19 protein-coding genes and 1 pseudogene are annotated in these 22,755 nt (G+C 57.6%); 12 read left to right on the forward strand and 8 right to left on the reverse strand.

What is annotated here, in order from left to right; all coding sequences use genetic code 11:
* Window positions 1-2: 2 nt before the first annotated feature.
* The 4 genes from AB7M29_RS14835 to AB7M29_RS14850 are packed head-to-tail and all read left to right on the forward strand — an operon-like array spanning window position 3 to window position 3,881.
* Window positions 3-662 carry a YjbF family lipoprotein gene (locus AB7M29_RS14835; RefSeq protein ID WP_454247150.1) on the forward strand — a complete coding sequence of 220 codons (660 nt, stop codon included), beginning with the start codon at window positions 3-5 and terminating at the stop codon, window positions 660-662.
* Window positions 659-1,426 carry a capsule biosynthesis GfcC family protein gene (locus AB7M29_RS14840; RefSeq protein ID WP_454247151.1) on the forward strand — a complete coding sequence of 256 codons (768 nt, stop codon included), beginning with the start codon at window positions 659-661 and terminating at the stop codon, window positions 1,424-1,426. Before AB7M29_RS14835 ends, AB7M29_RS14840 begins: the two co-directional genes overlap by 4 nt.
* Window positions 1,427-1,434: 8 nt before the next feature.
* Window positions 1,435-3,525, forward strand: coding sequence for a YjbH domain-containing protein (locus tag AB7M29_RS14845; protein WP_454248713.1), 2,091 nt, complete (start codon window positions 1,435-1,437; stop codon window positions 3,523-3,525).
* A complete protein-coding gene (locus AB7M29_RS14850; RefSeq protein WP_454247152.1) occupies window positions 3,522-3,881 on the forward strand; it encodes a VanZ family protein in 360 nt (119 codons plus the stop codon). Before AB7M29_RS14845 ends, AB7M29_RS14850 begins: the two co-directional genes overlap by 4 nt.
* A 440-nt stretch (window positions 3,882-4,321) precedes the next feature.
* Here the strand turns inward: AB7M29_RS14850 and AB7M29_RS14855 are convergent, their stop codons facing one another.
* The 5 genes from AB7M29_RS14855 to AB7M29_RS14875 all read right to left on the reverse strand — a co-directional run bounded on the left by AB7M29_RS14855 (window position 4,322) and on the right by AB7M29_RS14875 (window position 9,426).
* Window positions 4,322-5,716: an undecaprenyl-phosphate glucose phosphotransferase gene (locus tag AB7M29_RS14855; RefSeq protein WP_454247153.1), complete on the reverse strand. Its 1,395-nt coding sequence runs from the start codon at window positions 5,714-5,716 to the stop codon at window positions 4,322-4,324.
* Between the two features lie 489 nt (window positions 5,717-6,205).
* Window positions 6,206-6,874: a winged helix-turn-helix domain-containing protein gene (locus AB7M29_RS14860; RefSeq protein WP_007900813.1), complete on the reverse strand. Its 669-nt coding sequence runs from the start codon at window positions 6,872-6,874 to the stop codon at window positions 6,206-6,208.
* Between the two features lie 38 nt (window positions 6,875-6,912).
* Window positions 6,913-7,668, reverse strand: a complete 756-nt coding sequence (locus AB7M29_RS14865; protein ID WP_217858624.1) for an EAL domain-containing protein — start codon at window positions 7,666-7,668, stop codon at window positions 6,913-6,915.
* A gap of 11 nt (window positions 7,669-7,679) precedes the next feature.
* The gene (locus tag AB7M29_RS14870; RefSeq protein WP_454247154.1) at window positions 7,680-8,411 is read right to left on the reverse strand and encodes a winged helix-turn-helix domain-containing protein; all 732 of its coding nucleotides are present in this window, start codon (window positions 8,409-8,411) and stop codon (window positions 7,680-7,682) included.
* Window positions 8,412-9,012: 601 nt separating this feature from the next.
* Window positions 9,013-9,426, reverse strand: coding sequence for a VOC family protein (locus tag AB7M29_RS14875; protein ID WP_217858623.1), 414 nt, complete (start codon window positions 9,424-9,426; stop codon window positions 9,013-9,015).
* A 246-nt stretch (window positions 9,427-9,672) separates the two neighbouring features.
* Here AB7M29_RS14875 and AB7M29_RS14880 point away from each other — a divergent pair, with 246 nt between their 5' ends.
* Window positions 9,673-11,484 (forward strand): ABC transporter ATP-binding protein, encoded by a 1,812-nt coding sequence (locus tag AB7M29_RS14880; protein ID WP_454247155.1) that lies wholly within the window; start codon window positions 9,673-9,675, stop codon window positions 11,482-11,484.
* Between the two features lie 14 nt (window positions 11,485-11,498).
* Window positions 11,499-11,588, forward strand: a pseudogene (locus tag AB7M29_RS14885) (metal ABC transporter ATP-binding protein); the annotation flags it as partial.
* Between the two features lie 10 nt (window positions 11,589-11,598).
* Here AB7M29_RS14885 and AB7M29_RS14890 read toward each other — a convergent pair.
* Entirely contained in the window at window positions 11,599-12,321 is a 723-nt protein-coding gene (locus AB7M29_RS14890) for a pirin family protein (protein ID WP_454247156.1), read from the reverse strand.
* Between the two features lie 234 nt (window positions 12,322-12,555).
* On the opposite strand from AB7M29_RS14890, the gene AB7M29_RS14895 reads away from it, so the two are divergent.
* Together AB7M29_RS14895 and AB7M29_RS14900 are read left to right on the forward strand one after the other, a co-directional pair.
* Window positions 12,556-13,506: a GlxA family transcriptional regulator gene (locus tag AB7M29_RS14895; protein ID WP_217858620.1), complete on the forward strand. Its 951-nt coding sequence runs from the start codon at window positions 12,556-12,558 to the stop codon at window positions 13,504-13,506.
* Window positions 13,507-13,691: 185 nt separating this feature from the next.
* Window positions 13,692-15,194, forward strand: coding sequence for an ATP-binding protein (locus tag AB7M29_RS14900; RefSeq protein ID WP_454247157.1), 1,503 nt, complete (start codon window positions 13,692-13,694; stop codon window positions 15,192-15,194).
* Here the strand turns inward: AB7M29_RS14900 and AB7M29_RS14905 are convergent.
* Window positions 15,115-17,919 (reverse strand): ATP-binding protein, encoded by a 2,805-nt coding sequence (locus tag AB7M29_RS14905; protein WP_454247158.1) that lies wholly within the window; start codon window positions 17,917-17,919, stop codon window positions 15,115-15,117. The genes AB7M29_RS14900 and AB7M29_RS14905 overlap by 80 nt on opposite strands.
* Window positions 17,920-18,253: 334 nt before the next feature.
* On the opposite strand from AB7M29_RS14905, the gene AB7M29_RS14910 reads away from it, so the two are divergent.
* Window positions 18,254-18,829: a flavodoxin family protein gene (locus AB7M29_RS14910; RefSeq protein WP_454247159.1), complete on the forward strand. Its 576-nt coding sequence runs from the start codon at window positions 18,254-18,256 to the stop codon at window positions 18,827-18,829.
* A 34-nt stretch (window positions 18,830-18,863) separates the two neighbouring features.
* On the forward strand, window positions 18,864-19,688 hold the full coding sequence (locus AB7M29_RS14915; protein ID WP_217858616.1) for an alpha/beta fold hydrolase: 825 nt from the start codon (window positions 18,864-18,866) through the stop codon (window positions 19,686-19,688).
* A gap of 33 nt (window positions 19,689-19,721) precedes the next feature.
* Here the strand turns inward: AB7M29_RS14915 and AB7M29_RS14920 are convergent, their stop codons facing one another.
* A complete protein-coding gene (locus tag AB7M29_RS14920) occupies window positions 19,722-20,186 on the reverse strand; it encodes a helix-turn-helix domain-containing protein (protein WP_454247160.1) in 465 nt (154 codons plus the stop codon).
* A gap of 279 nt (window positions 20,187-20,465) precedes the next feature.
* On the opposite strand from AB7M29_RS14920, the gene AB7M29_RS14925 reads away from it, so the two are divergent.
* Together AB7M29_RS14925 and AB7M29_RS14930 are read left to right on the forward strand one after the other, a co-directional pair.
* A complete protein-coding gene (locus tag AB7M29_RS14925; protein WP_454247161.1) occupies window positions 20,466-21,461 on the forward strand; it encodes an MBL fold metallo-hydrolase in 996 nt (331 codons plus the stop codon).
* A gap of 46 nt (window positions 21,462-21,507) precedes the next feature.
* Window positions 21,508-22,431, forward strand: a complete 924-nt coding sequence (locus AB7M29_RS14930) for a LysR substrate-binding domain-containing protein (RefSeq protein ID WP_454247162.1) — start codon at window positions 21,508-21,510, stop codon at window positions 22,429-22,431.
* Window positions 22,432-22,755: the final 324 nt, after the last annotated feature.

The raw sequence follows: 22,755 nt of genomic DNA on the forward strand, positions 1-22,755 counted from the left end.
CCGTGAAAATTTTGCCTACCTGTGCCTGTCTGACGATGGCGCTCTTGCTGTGCGGGTGTAACCCGTTGATGAGGGTCTCCTGGGACACCCTCGAATCCTCCGTCACAGGACCTGCCTCCATCAACTTGACCCGCGCTCAGGTCGACGCCGTGCCGTATCCGCAGATCCTGGTCACCACCACCTCCAGCGAGGGGGTGATGGCCATGGCTCGCCGGCAGGGCGACCTGCAGTTCTGGGTCGCTTCTGGCAAGCAAGTACTGATGATGCGCGACGGTCTGGTGGTACGCACCGTGGGGCTGGGCGTTTCACTGGATGGCACTCGTTTCAATGATGAGTCGCCGTTCAAACGCGGCCTTCAGCATTTACCCAACGGCTATACCAGCACGCGCTGGATCGACATCTATGACGGCAACCGTATCGGTATCGCCGTCAACAGCCGTTTCAGCACCCACGACATCGAGACCATTCGCATTCTGGACAAGGATTACGCCTTGCTGCGCATCGACGAGCAGGTGGATGTACCCACCCTGAAATTTCGCGCCACCAACCGCTACTGGGTCGACCCCCAGGACGGTTTCATCCTGCGCAGCGAGCAGCACCTGACACCGCAGCTAATCCTGAAAATCATGCAGGTACGCCCTGATCGGGGGGCTGCCCGGTGAAGTGTTCGAACCTTGTGTTGCTGGGCTTGTTCTTGATGGGGCCGGGCGTGAGCCAGGCAGCCGTGACAGTCAGCGGTGATGTGCGCAGCCCCGGTCCCATCGACGTCAAACCCGGTGCACGTTTGATGGACGTCATTCGAGGCGCCCGACCCAACGCCGAAAGTTACTGGCTGGGTGCTGCGTGGCTGCACCGCTCGCTGGAGGATCAGCAAGCGCGTTTGAAGGCAGGCGTCCTGTTCGATCTGAAGCTTCTGCAACGGGGTGCCTTGCTGGATGGCAAGGGCACGCGAGCTAATTTGAGTGCGCGCCTGTATGAGCAGATCGAACGACTGCCGGTCACCGGGCGCCAGGTTGCAGTGCTCGACCCGATCGCCGTGGAAGTGGGCTTCGCCCGCAACGCGTTGCTGGATGATGGTGACCGTCTTGTTTATCCCGCGCGGCCGTCCACCGTGGAAATCCTCGGGGCAGTCGCGCAGCCCTGTCATGTGCCTTACCGCGCCCTGCAGGAAGTCCGTGCTTACGTGCGCGACTGCACCATTCTCGACGACGCCGAACGCGATTATCTGTGGCTGATCCAGCCCGACGGCCAGGTACGGCGCGTGGGTGTGGCGGCATGGAATCGCGAGGATGGCATCGTGGCTGCTCCTGGCAGCAGGATCCTGGTGCCGATCAGGAGCGATGACCTTGAGATGCCGACCCCAGAGCTCAATCAACAACTGGCCGAGTTTCTCGCCACTCAACCCTTGGCTGAGGTGGCCCCTTGAAGTGCCCGTTGACGTTACGTTTTGCTGCTGTATTGATCCTGCCCTGCGGAATGGTTCACGGTGAACCACGCTACACCCAGAATGATTTTGGTGGCGTCGGTCTATTACAAACGCCCACCGCGCGCATGGCCCCCGCGGGGGAGTTGAGCGCCACGGCCAGTCGTACCGATCCTTACACCCGCTATAGTTTTTCCCTGCAGCCGCTCGATTGGCTAGAAGGCTCGTTTCGTTACACCGCGATCACTAACCGCAGGTACGGCACCGAAGAGTTGAGCGGCGATCAGAGCTTCAAAGACAAGGCCATCGACATCAAGGCGCGGCTTTGGGAAGAAAGTCACTGGGCCCCGCAGGTCGCCGTCGGTGCTCGGGACATTGGCGGTACCGGGCTGTTTTCCAGCGAGTATTTCGTTGCCAACAAGCGTTATGGCGACCTGGATTTCAGCCTCGGCATTGCCTGGGGCTATCTGGGTAATCGAGGGGATTTCAGCAACCCGCTGGCGGTCTTCGGTAGCAAGTTCAACGACCGGCCAGAGAGCTCTGCGGTTGTCGCCAGGGCAGGGGACGTGAACACCAATGCTTACTTCAGGGGGCACCCTTCGTTGTTTGGCGGTATCGCCTATCAAACGCCGTGGGCACCGCTGAGCCTGAAGATCGAGTACGAGGGCAACGATTACAAGAATGAGCCGCTGGACAACTCGATCAAGCAAGACCTGCCGATCAACATCGGCGTGGTCTACAAGCTCGCGGACAGTGTCGATCTGAGTGCTGGCTGGGAGCGTGGCAATACGGCGATGTTCGGCATCACCCTGCACACCAATTTTGTCAGCCGTAAGGCGCCGGTCAAAACCTACGACCCTCCCGCCGAGCCGTTGCCGGCGCAGGAGCCGTCGACTCCGGCTGACCAGGTCAACTGGGCCGATGTCTCCAACCGGCTGCAGCAAAATGCCGGCTACAAGGTGAAACGCATCACCCAGCGCGGTTCGGAGTTGATGGTGTATGGCGAGCAGTCTCGCTATTTTTATCCGTCCAAAGCCGTCGGGCGAGCCAGCCGGATTCTCGATAACAGCGTCAATCAAGACATCGACTGGTTCACCCTGGTGAACCAGCGTTATGACATGTCCATCGAGGAAACCAGCGTGCCGCGCGAAACGTTCCGCGCGGTCGTGAACAATGACCAGCCGTTGAAGGATTTGCACCGTACGACCGAGGTCAATCCAGCGACTGCGCACCGGGAAACCACGCTCTACACCCAGGCGCTGGAACCGTTCAGTTACGGCCTCGGCCTGGGCTACAAACAGAACATCGGCGGACCCGATGGACTGCTCTATCAGTTCACCGCCGATGCCGACGCGGAGTACCGTTTCACCCGCAATACCTGGTGGAGCGGCTTGCTCAGTGCCAACCTGCTGAACAACTACGACAAGTTCACCTACGATGCGCCGAGCGGGCTGCCACGAGTGCGCACTGATCTGCGCCAATACATGACCACCTCCGATGTGATGATGCCGACGTTCCAGTTCAACCATGCGGTGCAGCTGGATCGGGATTTGTACGGCATGGCCTACGGCGGCTATCTGGAATCCATGTTCGCCGGCGTCGGCAGCGAAGTACTGTATCGACCCACGGGGAAACGCTGGTCGGTGGGCGCAGACCTGAACTTCGTGCGTCAGCGGGACTATGATCAGGGCTTTGGCCTGCGTGACTACAAGACCGTGACGGGCCATGTCACCAGCTATACTGAATTGCCCAATGACATGCTTGCAGCAGTCAGTGTCGGGCGTTATCTGGCGCGGGACTGGGGCACCACCGTGGACTTGTCGCGGGTGTTCAAGAACGGTGTGAAGTTTGGCGCCTGGGTCACTCTGACCAGCGCGTCGAAGGAGGAGTATGGTGAGGGCAGCTTCGACAAAGGGATCTATGTTTCCATCCCGTTCGACGAGTTGATGAGTACCTCCACCATGCGCCGGGCCAACATCGTCTGGGCGCCACTGACCCGCGATGGCGGTGCACGCCTGAGCCGAGCTTACTCGCTGCAAACCATGACCGACGGACGTGATAGCGACCTGTTCTACAACAACTTCGAGAAAATTACCGAATGATCACGTGGCTCAAAGGCCTGGTCGAGTTGCCGTTCTGGCTCCGGGGCCTGGTCTTTGCCTCGGTGACCGTGATTCTGCTGTTCGCGGGTTTGCGCGCTCAGCCGATCCCGGAGCTGTTCGTCGAAGAGGACAAGCTCCATCACTGGATCGGCTTTCTGGTATTTGCGTGCAGCTGCCGCCTGGCCTTTCCCAATGTGAAATTTCGCTGGATCGCCGTGGGGTGTTTGCTCACCGGCGTACTCATCGAGGCCGCGCAAGGTTTGATGCCGCTACGCACGGCTTCGCCCTACGACATGCTGGCAAATACTGTCGGCGTGTTGATGGGGTTATTGATTTCCAGGTACTGGGTGCGCTGAAAAGGCGCGAAGTACCAAGCAGTCTGCCCGGCATGTTGCAACCGTAGATCCTCTCTCTATCCCCTCCAGCAACACCTCTCTTGCCGATGACGCGAGTACGGTCGACTCGCTCGACCTGCTCGACGCATTGAGCATCCATCCCCACTCATGTCAGTCAGCCAAGTCGCAAATCTGTAGCAGCTGCCGAAGGTTGCGTTCGGCTGCGTAGCAGTCGCAAAATCAGAACTTGCGGTGCGTCGGGTAGACCTCGTCAGCCGGACGACTCACGCCTGCTACGCAGCCGAACGCAGCCTTCGGCAGGCCGTTCAATTGGGATCAACATGGGATGGGATATGAGGCGGTGGGGCGGGGGTGTTAGGGGTAGTCAGAAACCTGACTACCCCAGGCTACAACCTTGTCAGCAATACGCTGAAGAATAGAAGGGATGAACGTCGCAGCAGTTAATAGATGTCCTTGGAAAAGAGCGTAAAGGGAGTCTTGATCAGGATCTTGATATCAAGCCACAACGACCAATTGTTGATGTAGTTGAGGTCGATCTCCACACGCTTCTGCATCTTGTCGAGGGTCTCGGTTTCGCCACGGCAGCCGCTGATCTGGGCCAGCCCGGTGATGCCCGGTTTGATTCGATGGCGGGCCATGTAAGCCTGAATTTTTCCGGTGTAGTAGTCGTTATGGGCGATCGCATGGGGCCGCGGCCCGACCAGCGCCATATGGCCTTGCAGCACGTTGAAGAACTGCGGCAGTTCATCGATGGAGGTGCGTCGTATGAAACGGCCGACCGAAGTAATGCGCGGGTCTTCACGACCGGCCTGGCGTACCTGATGGTCGTCGTGCAGGCGCATGGAGCGGAACTTCCAGACTTTGATGATCTTGCCGTTCCAGCCATGGCGCTCTTGTTTGAAGATAATCGGGCCCGGCGAGGAGATCTTCACCGCGACGGCGATCACCAGAAGCAGCGGACTGAAGCCGATCAGCGCCAGGGCGGCGAGGCTGCGGTCGAGCAGGGTCTTGCTCAGCGCCGCTGTCGGGTAACTGGTCAACGGGCTTTCATTGAGGTGGATGGCGGGCTGGCCATCCAGTTCGCTGACGGAGTGATTGAGCAGCGTCATGCTGCCCAGGTCGGGAACCCAGACCACATCGACATTGGAGTCGAGAAGGTCGATGTACAGCGCTTCAACCTGTTTGGCTTCGCTCAAGGGCAGTGCGATGTACAACCGCCGGACATCGTGCACCCGGATCAGCTCACGCAGTTCCTGCAACTGACCCACGATTCTGTGGGCATTGACGTTGGTAGACAACTCGTTGGGTTTTGAGCTGATCAGGCCGACCAGCGGTGGAAACTCGGTTTTGGCCAGTTTGTCCGCCAGATTCACCGCCAGTTGGTCGGTGCCGATAATCAGGGTGTTGTTTTGGCTGTGCAATTGCCGATGGTAGTGCCTGGAAAAGCTGTGCAAAGGCAGGTACAGCAAGGCCTGTACGCAATAACCGGCCATAGCCCATACCAGGATGATCTCCCGGGAGAACAATTCGCTGGTTTTGCTGATAAAACCGATGCTGGTCAGTCCGGTCAGCGTCAGCAGCCACCCCAGTAGCAGTCGACCCAGGCCGCTGAGGTAGCCATGCTGCTTGTGATAAACCAGCAGCAGGGAGTAGGAGGGGACCGAACCCAGGAGAGTAAGCACCGCTAACACACGATAATGGGCCTCTATTTCTCCTGTCTGATAGAGCGCAAGAGCAAATAACAGCGCGTTGACCGAAGTGATGGCAATTATCCATTGCCCCCAGAAAGTCAGTCCTTTGGATATGCTATTTCGATTAATACGATTATGTACCATCGCGGTGTCCCTCGGGCATGCGCCACGTTGTGTATCAGTCGACGGTTAATAAATGGCAGCCACGCACAAAGGCTGAGCGAACGCGGTTCAGTCAGAAGTTATTTTTATTATTAGAAGGGAATAACGCGGGCTTATGGCTGGCCATCCTGGCGTTGTTTTCAAGTCAGCTGATACGGTTGTCTCAGTGCCAGGTTTTTATACTAGTACTTAAATCTCCATGTGTGTCTGACGAATTATAACGGCCACTCTTTCAGAGGGTTTGTTATAAAAGGTCGTGCTCTTTTGTTAGGAGGGTATCGCTCAATCGTCTATATAATTGCAGGATTCGATAAACGTTTGTCGGGTAGGTGAGGGGTGAAACGAAGTGGGCGCCATGGGAGAGTTTATGGCGACAGTCAGGATATGCAGTGCAAGGAGGCAGGTGGTGGGTGTGTGTATCAAGTGGAGTGGAGAATCGCGTTTATTGTTATTATTTTTGCGAATTCTCGCTCAGTAAGCGACTCTTATCCTCTGTGCCAGGCAGTAGCCACGGTTTCTAACCGAGCGGACCAGCCGTTCTCCATTGGCTGCCGTCTTGAACTTTTTCTGCAATCGGCTCAGGCACATTTCAAGACCGCTATATTGTTCCGGGTCTTTGTCGATGCGTAGAATAAGATCGTTTTTGCTGAGTACCCGTCGATCGCTGAGGACCAGTTGGGTGAGCATTAGCGATTCGGTACCGGTCAATGGGATAGTGATATCTTCTTTGACCAATGTTCGATCGTCAGCATTGAACCACCAGATATCAGGGTTGCCCTGGGACTCTTTAACCCGACTGACTGCCGAGATGAACTCTTCGTCGGCCACCGGTTTCTTGAGAAAGCCATCAACACCGAAGTGCGAAAAGTGATGGAGTTCCGAAGGTTCAGAGTTAGGCGTTATGAGGATGATTTCCGCATCTTTTTGATTTTTACGAATGAAACTGACATCGCTCAGCGATATGTCCGCCTGGTCGAGCAGGATGTGCGTGAATCGACTCTTTCGGATGCGTTCGCTGCTGAGTTTACCTGACTCGATTTCAAAAGATAAATACAGGCGTTGTGCGAGAAGCGATTCTATTGCTTGTCGTGCCAGTTGGTCTCGGGTGAAAATCAGAAAGCTGTTATTCGGCGTATTCACAATAAGGTTCCTTCCTAGTCTGGTGAAGTTTTCAAAACTTAAATAAGCTCGGTGGGTGAGTAGTACCTCCCCTGGAAAAAGTCGAAGGGCATGCTGCGAGCCAGTGTGTGTAGTGCTTTGTGCTCCACGCGGTCCGCCACGAATTTGATCTTGCTGTCATGGATCATGCCGCTCAGGCAGTCGTAAGACCTGTTGAAAAAATCCTGGCTGTTTTCGACCATGATGTCGAAATTGGATTTGGTCAGGTCCACTTTTATGTAATCGAAGAGGGCCAGGCTGATCAGTTTTTCGGTGCTGTCGTCGCTTAAATCATAGCCATCGAAAGCGATCTCGATCCCATTATCTTTTAATAGGTGAATGTGATTGATAATAGTTCTTTTTTCTTTCAGGTTGAACGACAGGAACGAGCTGCTGTTAATGCTGGGGATTAGCTGTTGCTCATGCTTTTTGAGTATCGCTTGAGCCTCATTCATTTCCTTGATAAGCGCTTTATCCAATAAAGCAGATTGATTCATGGTCACGAACAGTTTGTTTGGCGTCGGTGTGGAACGGGAAGGCGTCGCCTCAATCTGTGAGAGGGCATTCAATTGGATCCGTGTCAGGACTTCGTAATAAGTCGCCAGTGGATGATCGGAATGCAGTTGTTGATACCCCTTGTTCAGAGGTGTCTCCTGTTTGGTCGCCTTGGCATAGATTTCGCTGCCGAACAGTTCATCGTTTCGTTTCAGAATCGATTGCCTGAAGAATACCAGTGCGAAATTTTCGTGCACGATAGCTTGCCTGCTGGGCTCCATTACCTAGTCCTTTAAGAGTGAAAGTTTGTTTGATTGACTGAGACGACCCCTCGAAGCAGTCGATAACCATAACCACGAACACTGTGAATGATGTTAATGCCAAAGTGTTTTTTGATTTTATTTCGAAGCCGGCTTATGGACTTCTCCAGGACACGTGAGTCGTAGAGTTTTATATTCAAGCCCATGGATTCGGCCATGCAGTCGTGGTGCAGGATATTGCCTTCTGCGTTAATAAGCGCATCCAGGGCTTTCATTTCCTGATAGGCCAGATCCAGTTTGTATTCGTTGTTGTATAAGTGCAGGCATGTTTGGTCCAGGGTCAACTTGACACTGGTCTGCCATTCAGGGGTTTCGAGCAACTCTGAGAGTAACCTGGCTTTTTCATCCTGATCGTTAGGTACATTGATGCAGTGATCGGCTCCGGCCAGGTAGCATTCAATTTTAGTTTGCGGAGAGCGATAGTTGATTGCAACGATAATGGACAGTTCTGTCGGATTCGTACGTAACTTCTTGATCAGCGCCAGGCAGTCATTAAGTATGGAGGAGCTTTCAATATCGATCAGTACGGTATCGAGTGTTTGCGTTTCGATATCCAGACTTGCCGGGTTTGGATAATCTAATGTATAAACATGTGTGAGATTGGGTACAAATAATTGTCGAAGTTTCTCTGTCGAGCGCCAAGTGCGCCCAATAGCGAGAATACCTCTCTGGCTATTTTCGGTTTTGCTCTCAGTACTCATCATGTAAATTACTCATATGTGCTGGCGTTGCAATCTTAATACACAAAATACTGACGTTATCTGACTTTTTATAACATTTCCCGTCGTGAACACACGTCACTCCATCCTCGGTAGTTTTAGCTGATTCAATGACATAGGCAAATGCTGAGGCTTAAGCCCATTTGATTTGTGATATCGGGCTTAGTTGGTACGCCCCTGTCAGTCGGACTAGGCTCTTTAGGTTGACTTTTCTATAAGCAATACAGATGCGATGGCTAATTGCCCATCTGGCTGCAGAACGAAGCACAACTGATGAAGCCTTGCGTATGAACTGTGCGGGTGTCCGCTTTTTCGAAAATTGGAGTTGATTTATAAGGATATTCCACGGTGTTCTAGGGGGATGTAGGTGCACGTTGGGGAGGCGATCAGTACAACGATCGCCTCTTTTTAGGGCGAATGAGAGGGAGGCTATATTAATTGAGTCTTTTTGCATTATATTGGTAATATTTTGGTCAGGGGGGAATTTGTGGATGTGTAGTTATTCTGTTTGGCTATTGAAAAAAAATCCCCAAAGTTGATATTAAAGCGCCAGTAAATTTTATGTACTAACCAGAGGGTAGCCCGGTCACTGATCCTTTTCGCAATTAACCATCCACGCCACACCAAACCGATCGACCAGCATCCCGAAACGTGCCGCCCAGAACGTCGCCTCCAGCGGCATTTGAATACTGCCGCCTTCCGCCAATGCAGCAAACACCCGCTCAGCCTCCGCCACACTGTCGACATTCAATGAAACCGAACAACCGCTCATTTTGGTGGTGGGGCGATCAGGTGTGGTGTCCGACCCCATGATTGCCTGGTCTGCGACCAGCAGGCGCGTATGAATGATCAGGTTATGACAGTCCGTTGGAACATGGTCGCGGGCCGGAGTTTCGCCGAAGGTCATCATTACTTCTATCTGGCCTGGCAGGCTTTTGGCGTAGAACGTGAAAGCGGCCTTGCAGTCGCCGTTGAAGATCAGGTAGGGATTGATTTTCATGTTTTTGCTCCCGGTTATGGAGAGGGCACATCAGCTGGACGTTCAGGTTCGTCCTCGAATCTCGATGGGCATTGACTCCCCATATCAAAGCGCTAAAACGTAGCGAGTGAGGGTGTTTTTTTAGATGTTTTTACGATGGGCGTGGCCAGCCTTATCGCATCCTGTCCCCGTAGAGCGGATGGCTCATTCCACGTACTGTAGAACCTGCCGCGCTCCTCCGACATCCGCCACCGAGTCCATCACCCTATGTCTGTCCTGACCCGTTTTGCCTCTTTGCTCGACCAGGCGAGACGTGCCTTGTTGCTGGTCTGGGGAACGTCCCGTGGGCTGTTTCTGGGGTTGGTAGTGGCGACCCTGATTGCCGGTGTATTGCCGGCGCTGGCGGCCTGGCTGGGGCAGCGGATTGTCGACGCCGTAGTCACCGCCATGCAGTTGCACACACAGCAAGGCAGTGCGCCGTTATGGCCGGTTGTGCGGTATGTGCTGTTTGAAGCGGGCGTGCTCGCCTTGCTGTCCGGGACACAGCGCGCACTGTCGGTTCAGCAATCGCTATTGCGGGTGCAGTTGGGGCAGAAGGTCAACACGATGATTCTGGAGAAGGCCCAGACGTTATCGTTGGTGCAGTTCGAGAATTCCGAGTTCTACGACAAGCTGGTACGGGTGCGGCGCGAGGCATCGACCCGGCCGCTGGCGCTGGTGATGAAGTCGCTGGGGCTGATCCAGAACCTGATCGTGTTGATCAGCTTCGGTGTCTTGCTGGTGCATTTTTCGCCGTGGGCGCTGGTGCTGCTGGTAGTTGGGGCGTTGCCGGTGTTCTTTGCCGAAGCGCACTTTTCCGGGGATGCCTTTCGCCTGTTCACGCGCCGGGCGCCGGAGAGTCGGCAGCAGAATTACATCGAAACGCTGCTCTCCCATGAGGGCTACATCAAAGAGGTGAAGCTGTTCGGCTTCGCGCCCCTGTTGTTGCAGCGTTATCGGGACACGTTTGCTCGTCTCTATGCCGAAGACCGGCGCCTGACATTGCGTCGCGATGGCTGGGGTTTTGTTCTGGGGCTGCTCGGCACCGCTGCGTTTTATCTGGCCTATGCCTGGGTCGTGGTCGATACCGTTCACGGCAATATCACCCTCGGGCAAATGACCATGTACCTGGTGCTGTTCAAGCAAGGGCAGGCCGCCGTGAGCAGCAGCTTGAGCGCGATCAGTGGTCTCTACGAGGATGGCCTTTACCTGTCGAGCCTCTACGAGTATTTGGCCGAACCGGTTATTGCCGATAGCGCAAGCCTTACCGTGGGCGCGGTGCCCGGCGATGGTTTGCGTTTCGAGAACGTTGGTTTCCGTTATCCGGGGGCGAGCCGCGACGCTTTGCAGGGCATCGATCTGCACCTGCTGCCGGGCCGCAGCGTCGCCCTGGTAGGGGAAAACGGGTCAGGCAAAACCACGCTGATCAAGTTGCTGACTCGGCTGTATCGTCCCGATCAGGGCCGTATTTTGCTGGACGGCAGCGATTTGCAGTCTTGGGATGAAGAGGCGCTGAGACGACGCATCGGCGTGATCTTCCAGGACTACATTCGCTACCAGTTCTCCGTGGGCGAGAACATTGGCGTGGGCGATACGTTGGCGTTCAACGATGAAATGCGTTGGCAGCAAGCGGCCGCCGAGGGCATGGCCGCGCCCTTCATCGAGCGCCTGGATCGCGGTTACGCCACGCAATTAGGGCGGTGGTTTGCCGGTGGGCAGGAATTGTCCGGTGGGCAATGGCAAAAAATCGCCTTGTCTCGCGCTTACATGCGCCGTGACGCCGATATCCTGATCCTGGATGAGCCAACCTCGGCCCTGGATCCGGCGGCGGAAGCGGCGGTGTTCGAGCATTTCAGTCAACACACCGAAGGCCGCATGACGTTGCTGATTTCTCACCGCTTCTCCAGTGTGCGCAATGCCGACCACATCATCGTGCTGGATCAGGGTTCGATCCTTGAGCGAGGTGATCACGACAGCCTGGTCGCGGCGGGTGGGCGTTATGCGCAGTTGTTCAACGTGCAGGCTCGTGGCTATCGGTAACGCCTTAATCCCCTGTGGGAGCGGGCTTGCTCGCGAAGGCGTCGAGTCAGCCAACATTAATGTTGAATGACACACCGCTTTCGCGAGCAAGCCCGCTCCCACAGGATTTAGAGGTCATGGCATTTCCGGCAACTCTTGCGGCCGCAAATCGAACACCAGTACCTCGGCATCAACACCGTTGCTCAAGGTCAGCACTTGCTCCTCACGCACCCGCACACCATCACCTTCCTGCAACTGCACACCGTTCAACTCGACACTGCCACGCGCCACATGCACATAGGCGTAGCGATTGGTGGCCAGTTCCAGCGTGGCGCTTTCCTGGCCGTCGATCAGGCCTGCATACACTCGCGCATCCTGCCGAACTTTCAGCGAACCATTGGCCCCGTCGGGGGAGATGATCAGCTGCAAGCGGCCGCGTTTTTTCTGCGTGCTGAAGTGCTCTTGCTGGTAACGCGGTTTGGCGCCGCTAACCTCAGGCACGATCCAGATTTGCAGGAAGTGCACCGGTTTGTTCGTCGAATGGTTGAACTCGCTGTGAGCCACGCCGCTGCCGGCGCTCATCAATTGCACGTCACCGGGACGGATCACCGAACCGGTGCCCAAGGTGTCCTTGTGTTCCAAAGCACCTTCGAGCACATAGGAAAAAATCTCCATGTCGCGGTGAGGGTGCTGGCCAAACCCCTTGCCGGCGGCCACGCGGTCGTCGTTGATCACCAGCAGGTCGGAAAAACCCTGCTCCCGCGGGTTGCGGTAATTGGCGAAGGAGAAGGTGTGAAATGACTTCAGCCAACCGTGATTGGCCGCGCCGCGATCCGAAGCTTTACGAAGGGTCAGCATGATGAAATCTCCTGTCAGGACGTGAATTCGTCCGAGTGAGGAGAAGGTTAATATTTACCGTTTGGTGCAATAAGTAGATGAAAATTGAAATACTGTCTCTTTTAAGTTGACAGTTATTTGCGCGGATTCACGTATCCTTGTTGTTACACTTGGCCATAATGCCGGGCGCTCCCACAAGGGGTTTGTGTTCGGCGCAATGGTATTAAACAGTTCTCTTTTAGTGACCTTGAACCCATGAAAACCGTGGCAATGGTGCTGTTCCCCGACTTTCTTCTGCTCGACATGGCTGGTCCCATGGAAGTGTTTTCCATCGCCAATCGTTATCTGGCACCGGGCGATCGTTACGAACTGTCGACCATCGGCACCGAGTCGGGTGCGCTGCGAGCCTCAAACGGCGTCAACGTCCAGGCCGATTTGCACATCGATCAGGCGAACGAACGTTATGACTTGTTGCTGGTGCCAGGCGGGCCGGGAGCCTACAACGAAAAACATCCACCGCTGCTCGACTGGCTTCAGGGCGCCGTCAACCGCGCAAACTGTTATGGGTCGATCTGCACCGGCGCCTTCATCCTCGGGCATGCCGGGTTGCTGGATGGTTATCGCGTGACCACTCACTGGCATTACACCGAGCGTCTGATCAAAGGCTTCCCCAAGGCCACCGTCGAGACCGATCAGATTTACGTGCAGGATCGCAATCTCATCACCTCCGGCGGTGTCACCGCTGGCATCGACCTGGCGCTCGCGGTGGTTGCCCAAGACCATGGCAAGAAAGTCGCCCAGGATGTCGCTAAGGTGTTGCTGGTGGTGATGAAGCGCCAGGGCGGGCAGGCGCAGTTCAGTCCGTTGATGGCGGCGGTCGCGCCCCATGAAACGCCGATCACCCGGGTGCAGAACCATGTGCTCGAACACCTCGATGAAGCATTCAGCATCGAACGCATGGCCAGTCTGGTGAACATGAGTGCGCGGCACTTCGCCCGGGTTTTCGCCCGGGAAGTGAACATGACGCCGATGGAATTTCTGCAAAGCGCGCGCATCGACTGCGCCAGGAATCTGCTGGAAACCAGCGACCTGCCGCTCAAGACCGTGGCCTATAAAAGTGGCTTTGGCAGCGTGCGGCATATGCGTTTTCTGTTCAGTGAAAAGCTCGGCCTGACCCCCACTCAATACCGCGAACAATTCAGTTAGGGGGCGTTGTCCGTCACGCGCACCGTGATGGCCGTGACGCTCCTCCCGTGGTCGTTGTACCGACACCCATGCCTGCCAAGATACCCCTGAACTCTTTGCCATGGAGGTGCGGGAACCTGGATGGATGGGCGCGATGGATTTTGCGGTACCTTGAGCCGGGCCAGGTTTTCAGCGCATGAACGTGCATGAATAGCCTCAGAAATATAAATAGCGATGCGGTGCTGCGGTTCGGGCCCTACGCGTTTCACCTGCGTCAGCGATTGATCCTGGAGGTTGATCGCCCGCTGCGCATGGGCGGACGAGCCCTGGATATTTTGCAGGTTTTGGTCGAACGCGCCGGCTCAGTGGTGAGCAAGGATGCCCTGATTGCCCTCGTCTGGCCGACCTCGGTGGTCGAGGAAATCAACCTGCGCGTGCACATCGCCGCCCTGCGCCGGGCACTTGGCGATGGCCAGAACGGGCAGCGTTACATCGTCAATATTCCCCAGCGCGGCTACAGCTTCATCGCTCCGGTGCAACGCGACGGGACAGGCACGCCGGTGCCGGTCGAGACTGTGCACAAGCCTCAGCACAACCTGCCTGCGCGGCTCACACCGGTGACCGGTCGCGACTCGATCGTCGGCAGTGTGGTCCGGCAGTTGCCGGTTCGACGTCTCATGACCCTGATTGGTCCCACCGGCATTGGCAAAACTACCGTGGCGTTGCGCGTGGCCGAGCTGCTGTTGCAGCACTATCACGACGGCGTCTGGATGATTGATCTGGCGGCCATCGATGACCCGGCGCAACTCGTCGAGCATATGTCGCGCACGCTGGAACTGGACGTCGGCGGGGGTGCGCTGGAGCAACGGCATGCCTTGGTGGTGCTCGACAATTGCGATCACCTGCTCGAAAGCAGTCGGGCAGTGGTGGACAATCTGCTGGCCTCGGCGCCACGGCTGTCGATCCTCGCCACCAGCCGCGAACCCCTGCGAGCGGTGGGAGAAACGCTGCTGCATATACCGGCCCTGGCGGTGCCGCCGGCCTCAGCGATATACAGCGTGGCCGAGGCTATGGATTATTCGGCGGTGCAGCTGTTGGTCAGCCGCGCCCGAGCCCGTCAGCAAGGGTTTGCCCTGCGCCAACAGGACCTCAAGGCAGTGCGCGAAATCTGTCGGCGCCTGGATGGCCTGCCCCTGGCCATTGAACTGGCGGCGGCGCAGATCGATGCGTTGGCGCTGGTGGGTTTGCAAGCGCAACTCGGCAACTGTTTGCAGTTGTTGACTCAAGGCCGGCGCACCGCTCTGCCACGGCATCAGAGTCTGAAAGCTGCCTTGGACTGGAGCTATGAACAGCTGAGCCCGTTGGAGCAAACCGTGTTGCAGCGGCTGGCGGTGTTCAAAATGGCGTTCACGCTGGACGCGGCGATTGGCGTGATCAGTTGCGCGGTGCTGCGGCCCACTTGCCTGGTCGAAATCGTAGAGCGGCTGGTGAGCAAATCACTGCTGTCGGTGGAGCAGGGCCACGGAGTGATCCGTTACCGTCTCCTCAACACCACCCGCATCTACGCCTTGGAGAAACTCGAACACAGCGGTCATTTGCATGCCTTTGAACTGCGTTATACCCGCTATATCAGCCGGGCAGGTGTCGCTGCAACTCGTCGAGTAGCCGACGGACTTTCGTCAGGTCCGGCGTGGCAAAGCCTTCGGTGAAACGCTGGTAAATCGGTGCGAGCAACTCATGGGCCTGTCGGAAGCGGCCCTGACGCTGCCACAGCTGGGCCAATGAGGTGGCACTACGCAGTTCCCAGGCCAGCGCTCCCTGGGTCTTTGCCACGGCTAAAGCTTTGAGCAGCACCGTCTCAGCCTCACTGACCCCGGTCGGGGAATCCTCGGTCAGCAACGTGTCGGCCCGGGCTCGCAGAATTTCCGCGGTGCTCCAGCCCGCCGTGCCGTTTTCGACCCGTTCCAGCAACGCGTGATTGATGAAACGGCTGTCCAGCGTGACCATGATTTCCTTGATCAATCCGGTGTTTGGTAGCGGGGGCAAGGGCCCATCGACAGCGTTAATTACCTGCGCGTAATGTTTGGCCCAAGTGTAGAACAGCAGCACTGAGTGTTTCTGTGCCTGCTCAAGCAGCAGGCCCACGAGTTCGCGAGCGACCGAGGTGTCGCCGTTGTAGTGGGCAATCAGGCAACCGGACAGTGCCAGGGTGTAGCAGATGGACGTGCCGTGATCGATCTGGATCGCAATATCGAGCGCCTGCCGCGCGGTTCGCCAGGCTTTTTCCGGGTGCCCTTGCAGCCAGAGGATACGCGCCAGAATCGTCAGGGCCGCAACGCTCTGGTCGTACTGCACGCCAAAGCCGTGGGTAAAGCGGTTGAGGTGACCGCTCTGGGCCAGGCGCTGAATGACCTGCTCGGCATTCTCCCGCGCCAGTGCCTGATCCCCGGCAAAGTGCTGAGCCAGGACCCGCAAGCGGTGAGTACTGAGGGACAATACCGCATCGCCGTGCAGGCCCAGTCGATCGAATTGTCGGCTTTGTTCCAGGGCCATTTGATAGTTGCCGCAACTGAGGTTGACCGCCATGTGTCCCGAGACAGCTCTGAGCTGACCCACCGCATCGTTGCACTGTTCGGCCAGATGTTTGGCGCTGACGAACGCTTCGATAGTCTCAGCAGTGCCGCCCTGAGTGTGGTAGCAAGAGCTGCCGAGGGCGAGTTTCAAGGTCATTTGCAAGCGCGGGCAGGGCTGATGCGTCGCTTCAAGCAATGCCAACGCTTTGCGCACATACACGCCGTGCTCCTTGAGCAGCGACAGTTCCTGCCAGAGCGGTGTCGAGGTCGCGGCGAGACGGATCGCCAACGCCTGCGGCCCTTGAGTATTCAACCCCCAATCGAGCGCAGCACGAATGTCTTCCAGGCTGCGAGCGTAACGCTCAGTCCAGCGATCGCTTGAGATCTGCTCCCAGTCGTTCTGGGCTTGCTGCATCAACGCGAGGCAGCGCTCGGCGTGGCGCTCGCGGGTGTCCGGCAGCTCTTGGGCCTGGGCGAGTTTTTCCAGTGCATAGCCGCGCGTGGTGTCGAGCAAACGGTAGAACACCTCTTCATCGCCGACTTCGACATTCAATAACGACTTGGCGACCAACTGGGTGATCGAGGCGAACACCATGCAGGGCTCGATGTGTTCACCGACGATCACGGCGGCCGCCGACTCCAGGGTGAAGCCGCCCCGGAACATAGCCAGTCGACGCAGGCAGGTTTGCTCGCAGGCGTTGAGCAGCTCGAAGCTCCAGTCCAGCGTCGCGCGCAGGGTCTGATGGCGGCCCAAAGTTGTCTGGCAGCCTTGGGTGAGCAGGCGAAAACTTCCTTGCAGTTGTGACAGCAACCCACTCAAACCCAGGCTGCCCACTTGCGCTGCCGCCAGTTCAATAGCCAACGGTATACCGTCCAGACGCCGACAGATTTCAATTGCCAGCGGCAGTTCGACTTCGCTCAGTTCGAAGTTGTCGTGGCTGGCCATCGCCCGCTCGACAAACAACTGCAGTGCCGAAAACGTCAGGGCCTGAGCGCGGTCAAGCACGGCGATGGGCGGCGGGCAGTCCAGCGATTCCAGGCGCTGCACGAACTCGCCTTCGGCCCGCAGGCTCTCGCGGCTGGTGGCCAGAATGTGCACGTGGGGCGCCGCGCGCAGGATGCTTTCGCTGAGTAACGCAATGGCGTCGATCAGGTGTTCGCAATTGTCGATGACCAGCAGCATTTGCCGTTCGCGCAGGAACGTGGCGAGACCACTCATGGGTTCGGCGTCGTGCAAGGACAAATCCAGCAGCGTTGCCAAGTGCGTGGTGATCATCAAAGGGTCGTTGATCGGTGCCAGGTCCAGCAGGCGAATGCCGTCTCGGTAGCGGTCGATCAATTGTTCGGCAACGCGCAGTGCCACCGTGGTCTTGCCGATTCCTCCGGGGCCCACGAGAGTGATGAAACGCTGCCGCGCCAGTTGTGTCACCAGGCTGTCGACCAGAGCCTGACGACCGATCATGCGGGTCCGACGGACTGGCAGGTTATGCCGGCTCGGTTCGTTCCCGTCGTTTTTCGGGCTTTGCTCGACTTGCTCCACAGAGAACGGCGCGACAAAACTGTACCCGCGTTGGGCGACGGTGATGATGTAGCGCTGGCCGGCCTGACCGTCGCCGAGGGCTTTGCGCAGCGCCGCCATGTGCACTCGCAGGTTGATGTCTTCCACCACGCTTTTGGGCCAGACCCGAGCGATCAGCTGCTGTTTGCTCACCACATGCCCGGCGTGTTCCAGCAGGATCAACAGAATGTCCATGGCGCGCCGACTCAGGCGCACGGGCTGATCGGCCTCCATTACCAGGCGTTGTCCGGGGTAGATCCGGTAAGGGCCGAAATGGATGGCCTGTTCGGGAGAAAGGGTCAACGGGTCACTCCTGCTTGCATCCGTCTATCACGCGGTATCCGGGCATATTCCTCAGGTTTTTTCGGCAGCGCAACGCAGCGTCGAGCACCTGGTGGCAGTGCGTATCGGTCACTGTGTTCAAGTCAGCCCTGGTCGGTCCCGTATTTATTGGGCGCGATGCCGCTAAAGGCGCCGCGGGGTCCATTGGCGCACCATTAAAAATTAACAACGTTTAACTCGTCGTGTGTCCGGTCTACGCTCAAAAATCCATCCCTTCAAGTTCAACCGAAAGCACCGACCTTCTTGCAACAAAAAGCGTGCCGAAAAAAGGATGAACACTTCTGGAGGAGCCGGAATGAGCAATGTGGTGGTGGTCTATCACAGTGGCTACGGGCATACCCGGGTCATGGCCGAAGCCGTGGGCCAGGGTGTGGAACGGCACCTGGGCAGCACCTGTCGGCTGATTCCGGTCGAGGAAGTGGATGAGCACTGGGAACGTTTGCACCGTGCCGATGCAATCATCTTTGGCGCCCCGACTTACATGGGCAGTGCCTCGGCGGCCTTCAAGGGTTTCATGGAAGCCACCGCATCGTTCTACCTGGCCCAGCCCTGGCGCGACAAACTCGCTGCCGGGTTTACCAATTCCGGCTGCCTGTGCGGCGACAAGCTCAACACCTTGCTGCAGATGACAGTGTTCGCCGCCCAGCACTCGATGATCTGGGTCGGCCTCGACCTGCTGCCGGCGCGCAGCAGCATCGGCCTGTTCGATGGGCAGTTGAATCGGCTCGGCAGTTCGCTGGGGGCCATGGCGCAGTCGAACGTTGAACAATCCCCCGACCTTGCCCCACCGCCCGAAGACCGCCGCACCGCCGCGCATTTGGGCGAGCGGGTGGCACGCCTGGCCGAACGAATGGCCCGCCCCCCTTATTAACCGCCGCAAAATCCATGCATGAGGAGACATCACCATGAGTACCTTTACCACCCGAGACGGCACCGAGATTTACTACAAGGACTGGGGCACCGGTCAGCCGATCGTCTTCAGCCACGGTTGGCCATTGAACGCCGACAGCTGGGAGTCGCAGATGATGTTTCTGGCTTCCAAAGGCTACCGGGTCATTGCCCATGACCGCCGTGGTCACGGTCGTTCGAGCCAGCCATGGTTCGGCAATGAAATGGACACTTACGCCGATGACCTGGCGCAGCTGATCGAGCATCTTGATCTGCAGGACGCCGTGCTGTTCGGTTTCTCCACCGGCGGTGGCGAAGTGGCACGTTACATCGGTCGTCACGGCACCGGTCGCGTGGCCAAGGCCGGGCTGATTTCCTCGGTGCCGCCGCAGATGCTCAAGACCGAAGCCAACCCCGGCGGCCTGCCGATGGACGTGTTCGACGGTATTCGTCAGGCGTCCCTGGTCGATCGTTCGCAGCTGTACAAGGATCTGGCCAGCGGTCCGTTCTTCGGCTTCAATCGCCCGGGTGCCAAGCCGTCCCAAGGCATGATCGACTGGTTCTGGCTGCAGGGCATGATGTCCGGCCACAAGAACGCGTATGACTGCATCAAGGCGTTCTCGGAAACCGACTTCACCGAAGACCTGAAGAAGTTCGACGTGCCGACCCTGGTGGTGCATGGCGACGACGACCAGGTCGTGCCGATCGAAGCCGCCGGCATCGCGGCGGCGAAACTGGTCAAGGGCTCGACATTGAAGGTCTACCCGGGAGCCCCTCACGGCCTGACCGATACCCACAAGGATCAACTCAACGAAGATCTGCTGGCGTTCATCAAGGGCTGATCAAGATCAAAAGATCGCAGGCTGCGCCAGCTCCTACAGGGTTATGTTGATATCCGTGGGCGCTGGCGAAGGCGGCGATCTTTTGTTGTTGAGGGAGGGAAGGGCACGCATGTTCCGGCAACGCCAGGCAAACGGTGTGATGCCTTCGCTGCGGGTGAAGATATGGGAAAAATGTGCCTGATCGCAGAAGCCGCATTCCAGGCTGATTTGCGTCAGGGTCAGGTCGGTGTTCTGAATCAACTGCTTGGCCCGGGCGATACGTTGCTGACGAATCCAGTCCTGCGGCGAAAGGCCGGTGCTGCACTTGAACGCGCGGGAAAAATGACTGCGTGACAGGGCGCAGGCCCGTGCCAGTTCGGTCACTTCCAGGGGGTCGCCGAGGTGGTCGAGGATCAGTTGCTTGACCAGGGTTTCGCGCCAGGGACTCAGGCCGCCCGTGGCTTTTTTTCGTGTTTCAGTGGCATACGCACTGATCGCGGTTTGCTGAAAGTGAGCCATGGCCAATATCCGTGTCGGTGGGCGCGCGCGGGTGCAGCTGCACGGTGGGTCAGCACGTTCCCTTTTAAAAAAGACAGGTCTGCGCAGAGGGCTTCATTCTTGGTCGCGCAGTGTTTGGCTTGCGAGTTAAACGTTGTTAATTCCGCGGTCCGGCCAAGAGTGAAAATGCGCCAACTGAGCACATCGCTGCAATTCGCACCGACGCACGGTCATGCAAGATTGACGACGTGTGGCGGCCTGGGCAGGGCCGCTTTTTCTGGTACGATCAAGGGTGATCTCATGAAGCATTCCCGTGTTTGCATGCTGGGCGGATTTGGCCTGGCATTGGCGCTGATGTCCGGCACCAGCCTGGCCCAGGCACCGGCTCAGGTGAACACTCAGGTGCCCGGTTATTACCGGCTCGCGGTGGGCGACTACGAAGTGACAGCGTTGTTTGATGGCTACAATGACCTGTCGCCCAAACTGCTCGACGGTCTGACCCAAGACCAGATTCGCGCGTTGCTGGCTCGTCGTTCGATTGAAACACCGGGGGTGCAAACCGCGTTCAACGCGTTTCTGGTGAACACCGGCAAACAATTGATTCTGGTGGATACCGGGGCGGGGCAGTGCATCGGTGCCACGGCGGGTCAGCTGTCGGCGAACATGAAAGCCGCCGGCTATCAGCCAGAACAGGTCGATACCATCCTGCTCACCCACTTGCATCTGGATCATGTATGCGGGTTGGTGGATGGGCAGCGCAAGCCAGTGTTCGCCAATGCAACGGTCTACGCGGCCAAGGCCGAAGCCGATTACTGGCTTGACCCGCAGGCCATGGCCAAGGCACCGGCCGGCGCCAGGGAATTTTTCAAGATCGCCCAGGACTCCACCGCGCCGTATATCGCGGCCGGCCGCTTCAAGACCTTTACTGCCGGGCAGTCGCCAGTGCCGGGCGTTGTCGATGCCGAACTGGAGGCCGGGCACACACCGGGCAGTACCACGTACCGGCTCAACTCCCAAGGCCAGAGTATTTTGTTCATGGGCGATCTGGTGCATAACCTGGCGGTGCAGTTCGAGCATCCCGAGGTATCGATTCGTTTCGATGTCGACAGTCAGCAAGCGATCAAGAGTCGCGCCAAGGTTTTCAGCGATGCGGCGGCCAGCAAGATCTGGGTCACAGCGGCGCATTTGCCGTTTCCGGGTGTCGGCCATATCAGCGCAGTGGACAAGCATTTTCAGTGGGTGCCCATCGAGTACGGGCCTTACAAACGAGCGGCGAAAGTGCCGATGATCGAGTAAAGTTCGACAGACTCGCGCCTGGCTGAACACCAAAGGAACCCTGCCCATGAACCGTAACGATCTGCGCCGCGTCGACATGAACTTGCTGGTGATTTTCGAAGCCTTGATGTTCGAAAAGAACCTGACCCGGGTCGCCGAAAAACTCTTCATGGGCCAACCGGCGGTGAGTGCCGCGCTGGGGCGGTTGCGTGATTTGTTCGATGATCCGTTGTTGCTGCGCCATGGTCGCGGCATGGAGCCGACGGCGCGGGCGCTGGCGATTCTCAAGGAGCTGCAACCGGCGATGGACACCATCTCGGGGGCGGTCAGCCGCGCCAAGGAGTTTGACCCGGCCACCAGCTGCGATGTGTTCCGCATCGGCCTGTCGGATGACGCCGAGTTCGGTCTCTTTCCTCCGTTGCTGCGGCAATTGCAGGAAGAAGCACCAGGGATCGTGGTCGTGGTGCGCCGCGCCAATTATCTGCTGATGCCGGCGTTACTGGCCTCCGGGGAAATTTCGGTGGGGGTGAGCTACACCACCGATCTGCCGGCCAATGCCAAACGCAAGAAGCTGCGTGACATCCCCTGCAAAGTCCTGCGCGGCGATGACCGTCCCGAACCGCTGACCCTGGATGATTATTGTGCAAGGCCCCATGCGATGGTGTCGTTTTCCGGTGACCTGAGCGGCAACATCGATCTGGATCTGGCTAAGGTCGGCCGCACGCGACGCGTTGTGCTTGGAGTGCCGCAATTCAGTGGGTTACGCGCGTTGCTCGCTGGCACTGAAATGATCGCCACGGTGCCGGATTACGCAGCCTGTGCCTTGGTGGAAGGCTGTGCCTTACGCGCTGAAGATCCGCCGTTTCCCATCGATGCGGCGCAGTTGTCGATGGCCTGGAGCGGGGTGCATGACAACGATCCGGCGGAGCGCTGGTTGCGCTCGCGGATCGGTCAGTTCATGTCTGAACCCCTGAAAATACCGGCCCCGTAAGAGCTGCCGAAGGCTGCGATCTTTTGATCCTGATGGCCTGACCGACGACCCATCTTGCATACCCATACAGTCCAACTGTGGGAGCGGGCTTGCTCGCGAAGGCGGTGTGTCATTCAACGGTGATGTCGACTGATCCACCGCCTTCGCGAGCAAGCCCGCTCCCACAGGGGAATGTGTGTTGATTCGAGGGCTGTGTTTAATAGTGTTTAGCGTTACTTCCTGAAAGCTACAGATTCTTGCGCCGTTGCCTACGACTGCGCCAGAATCCGCCGGCTTGTGCGCTTTGGGCCTGGTCTTTATCGTTTCCGCATCGCTGCCAATCAG

The sequence above is a fragment of the Pseudomonas sp. F-14 TE3623 genome, from assembly GCF_053629015.1.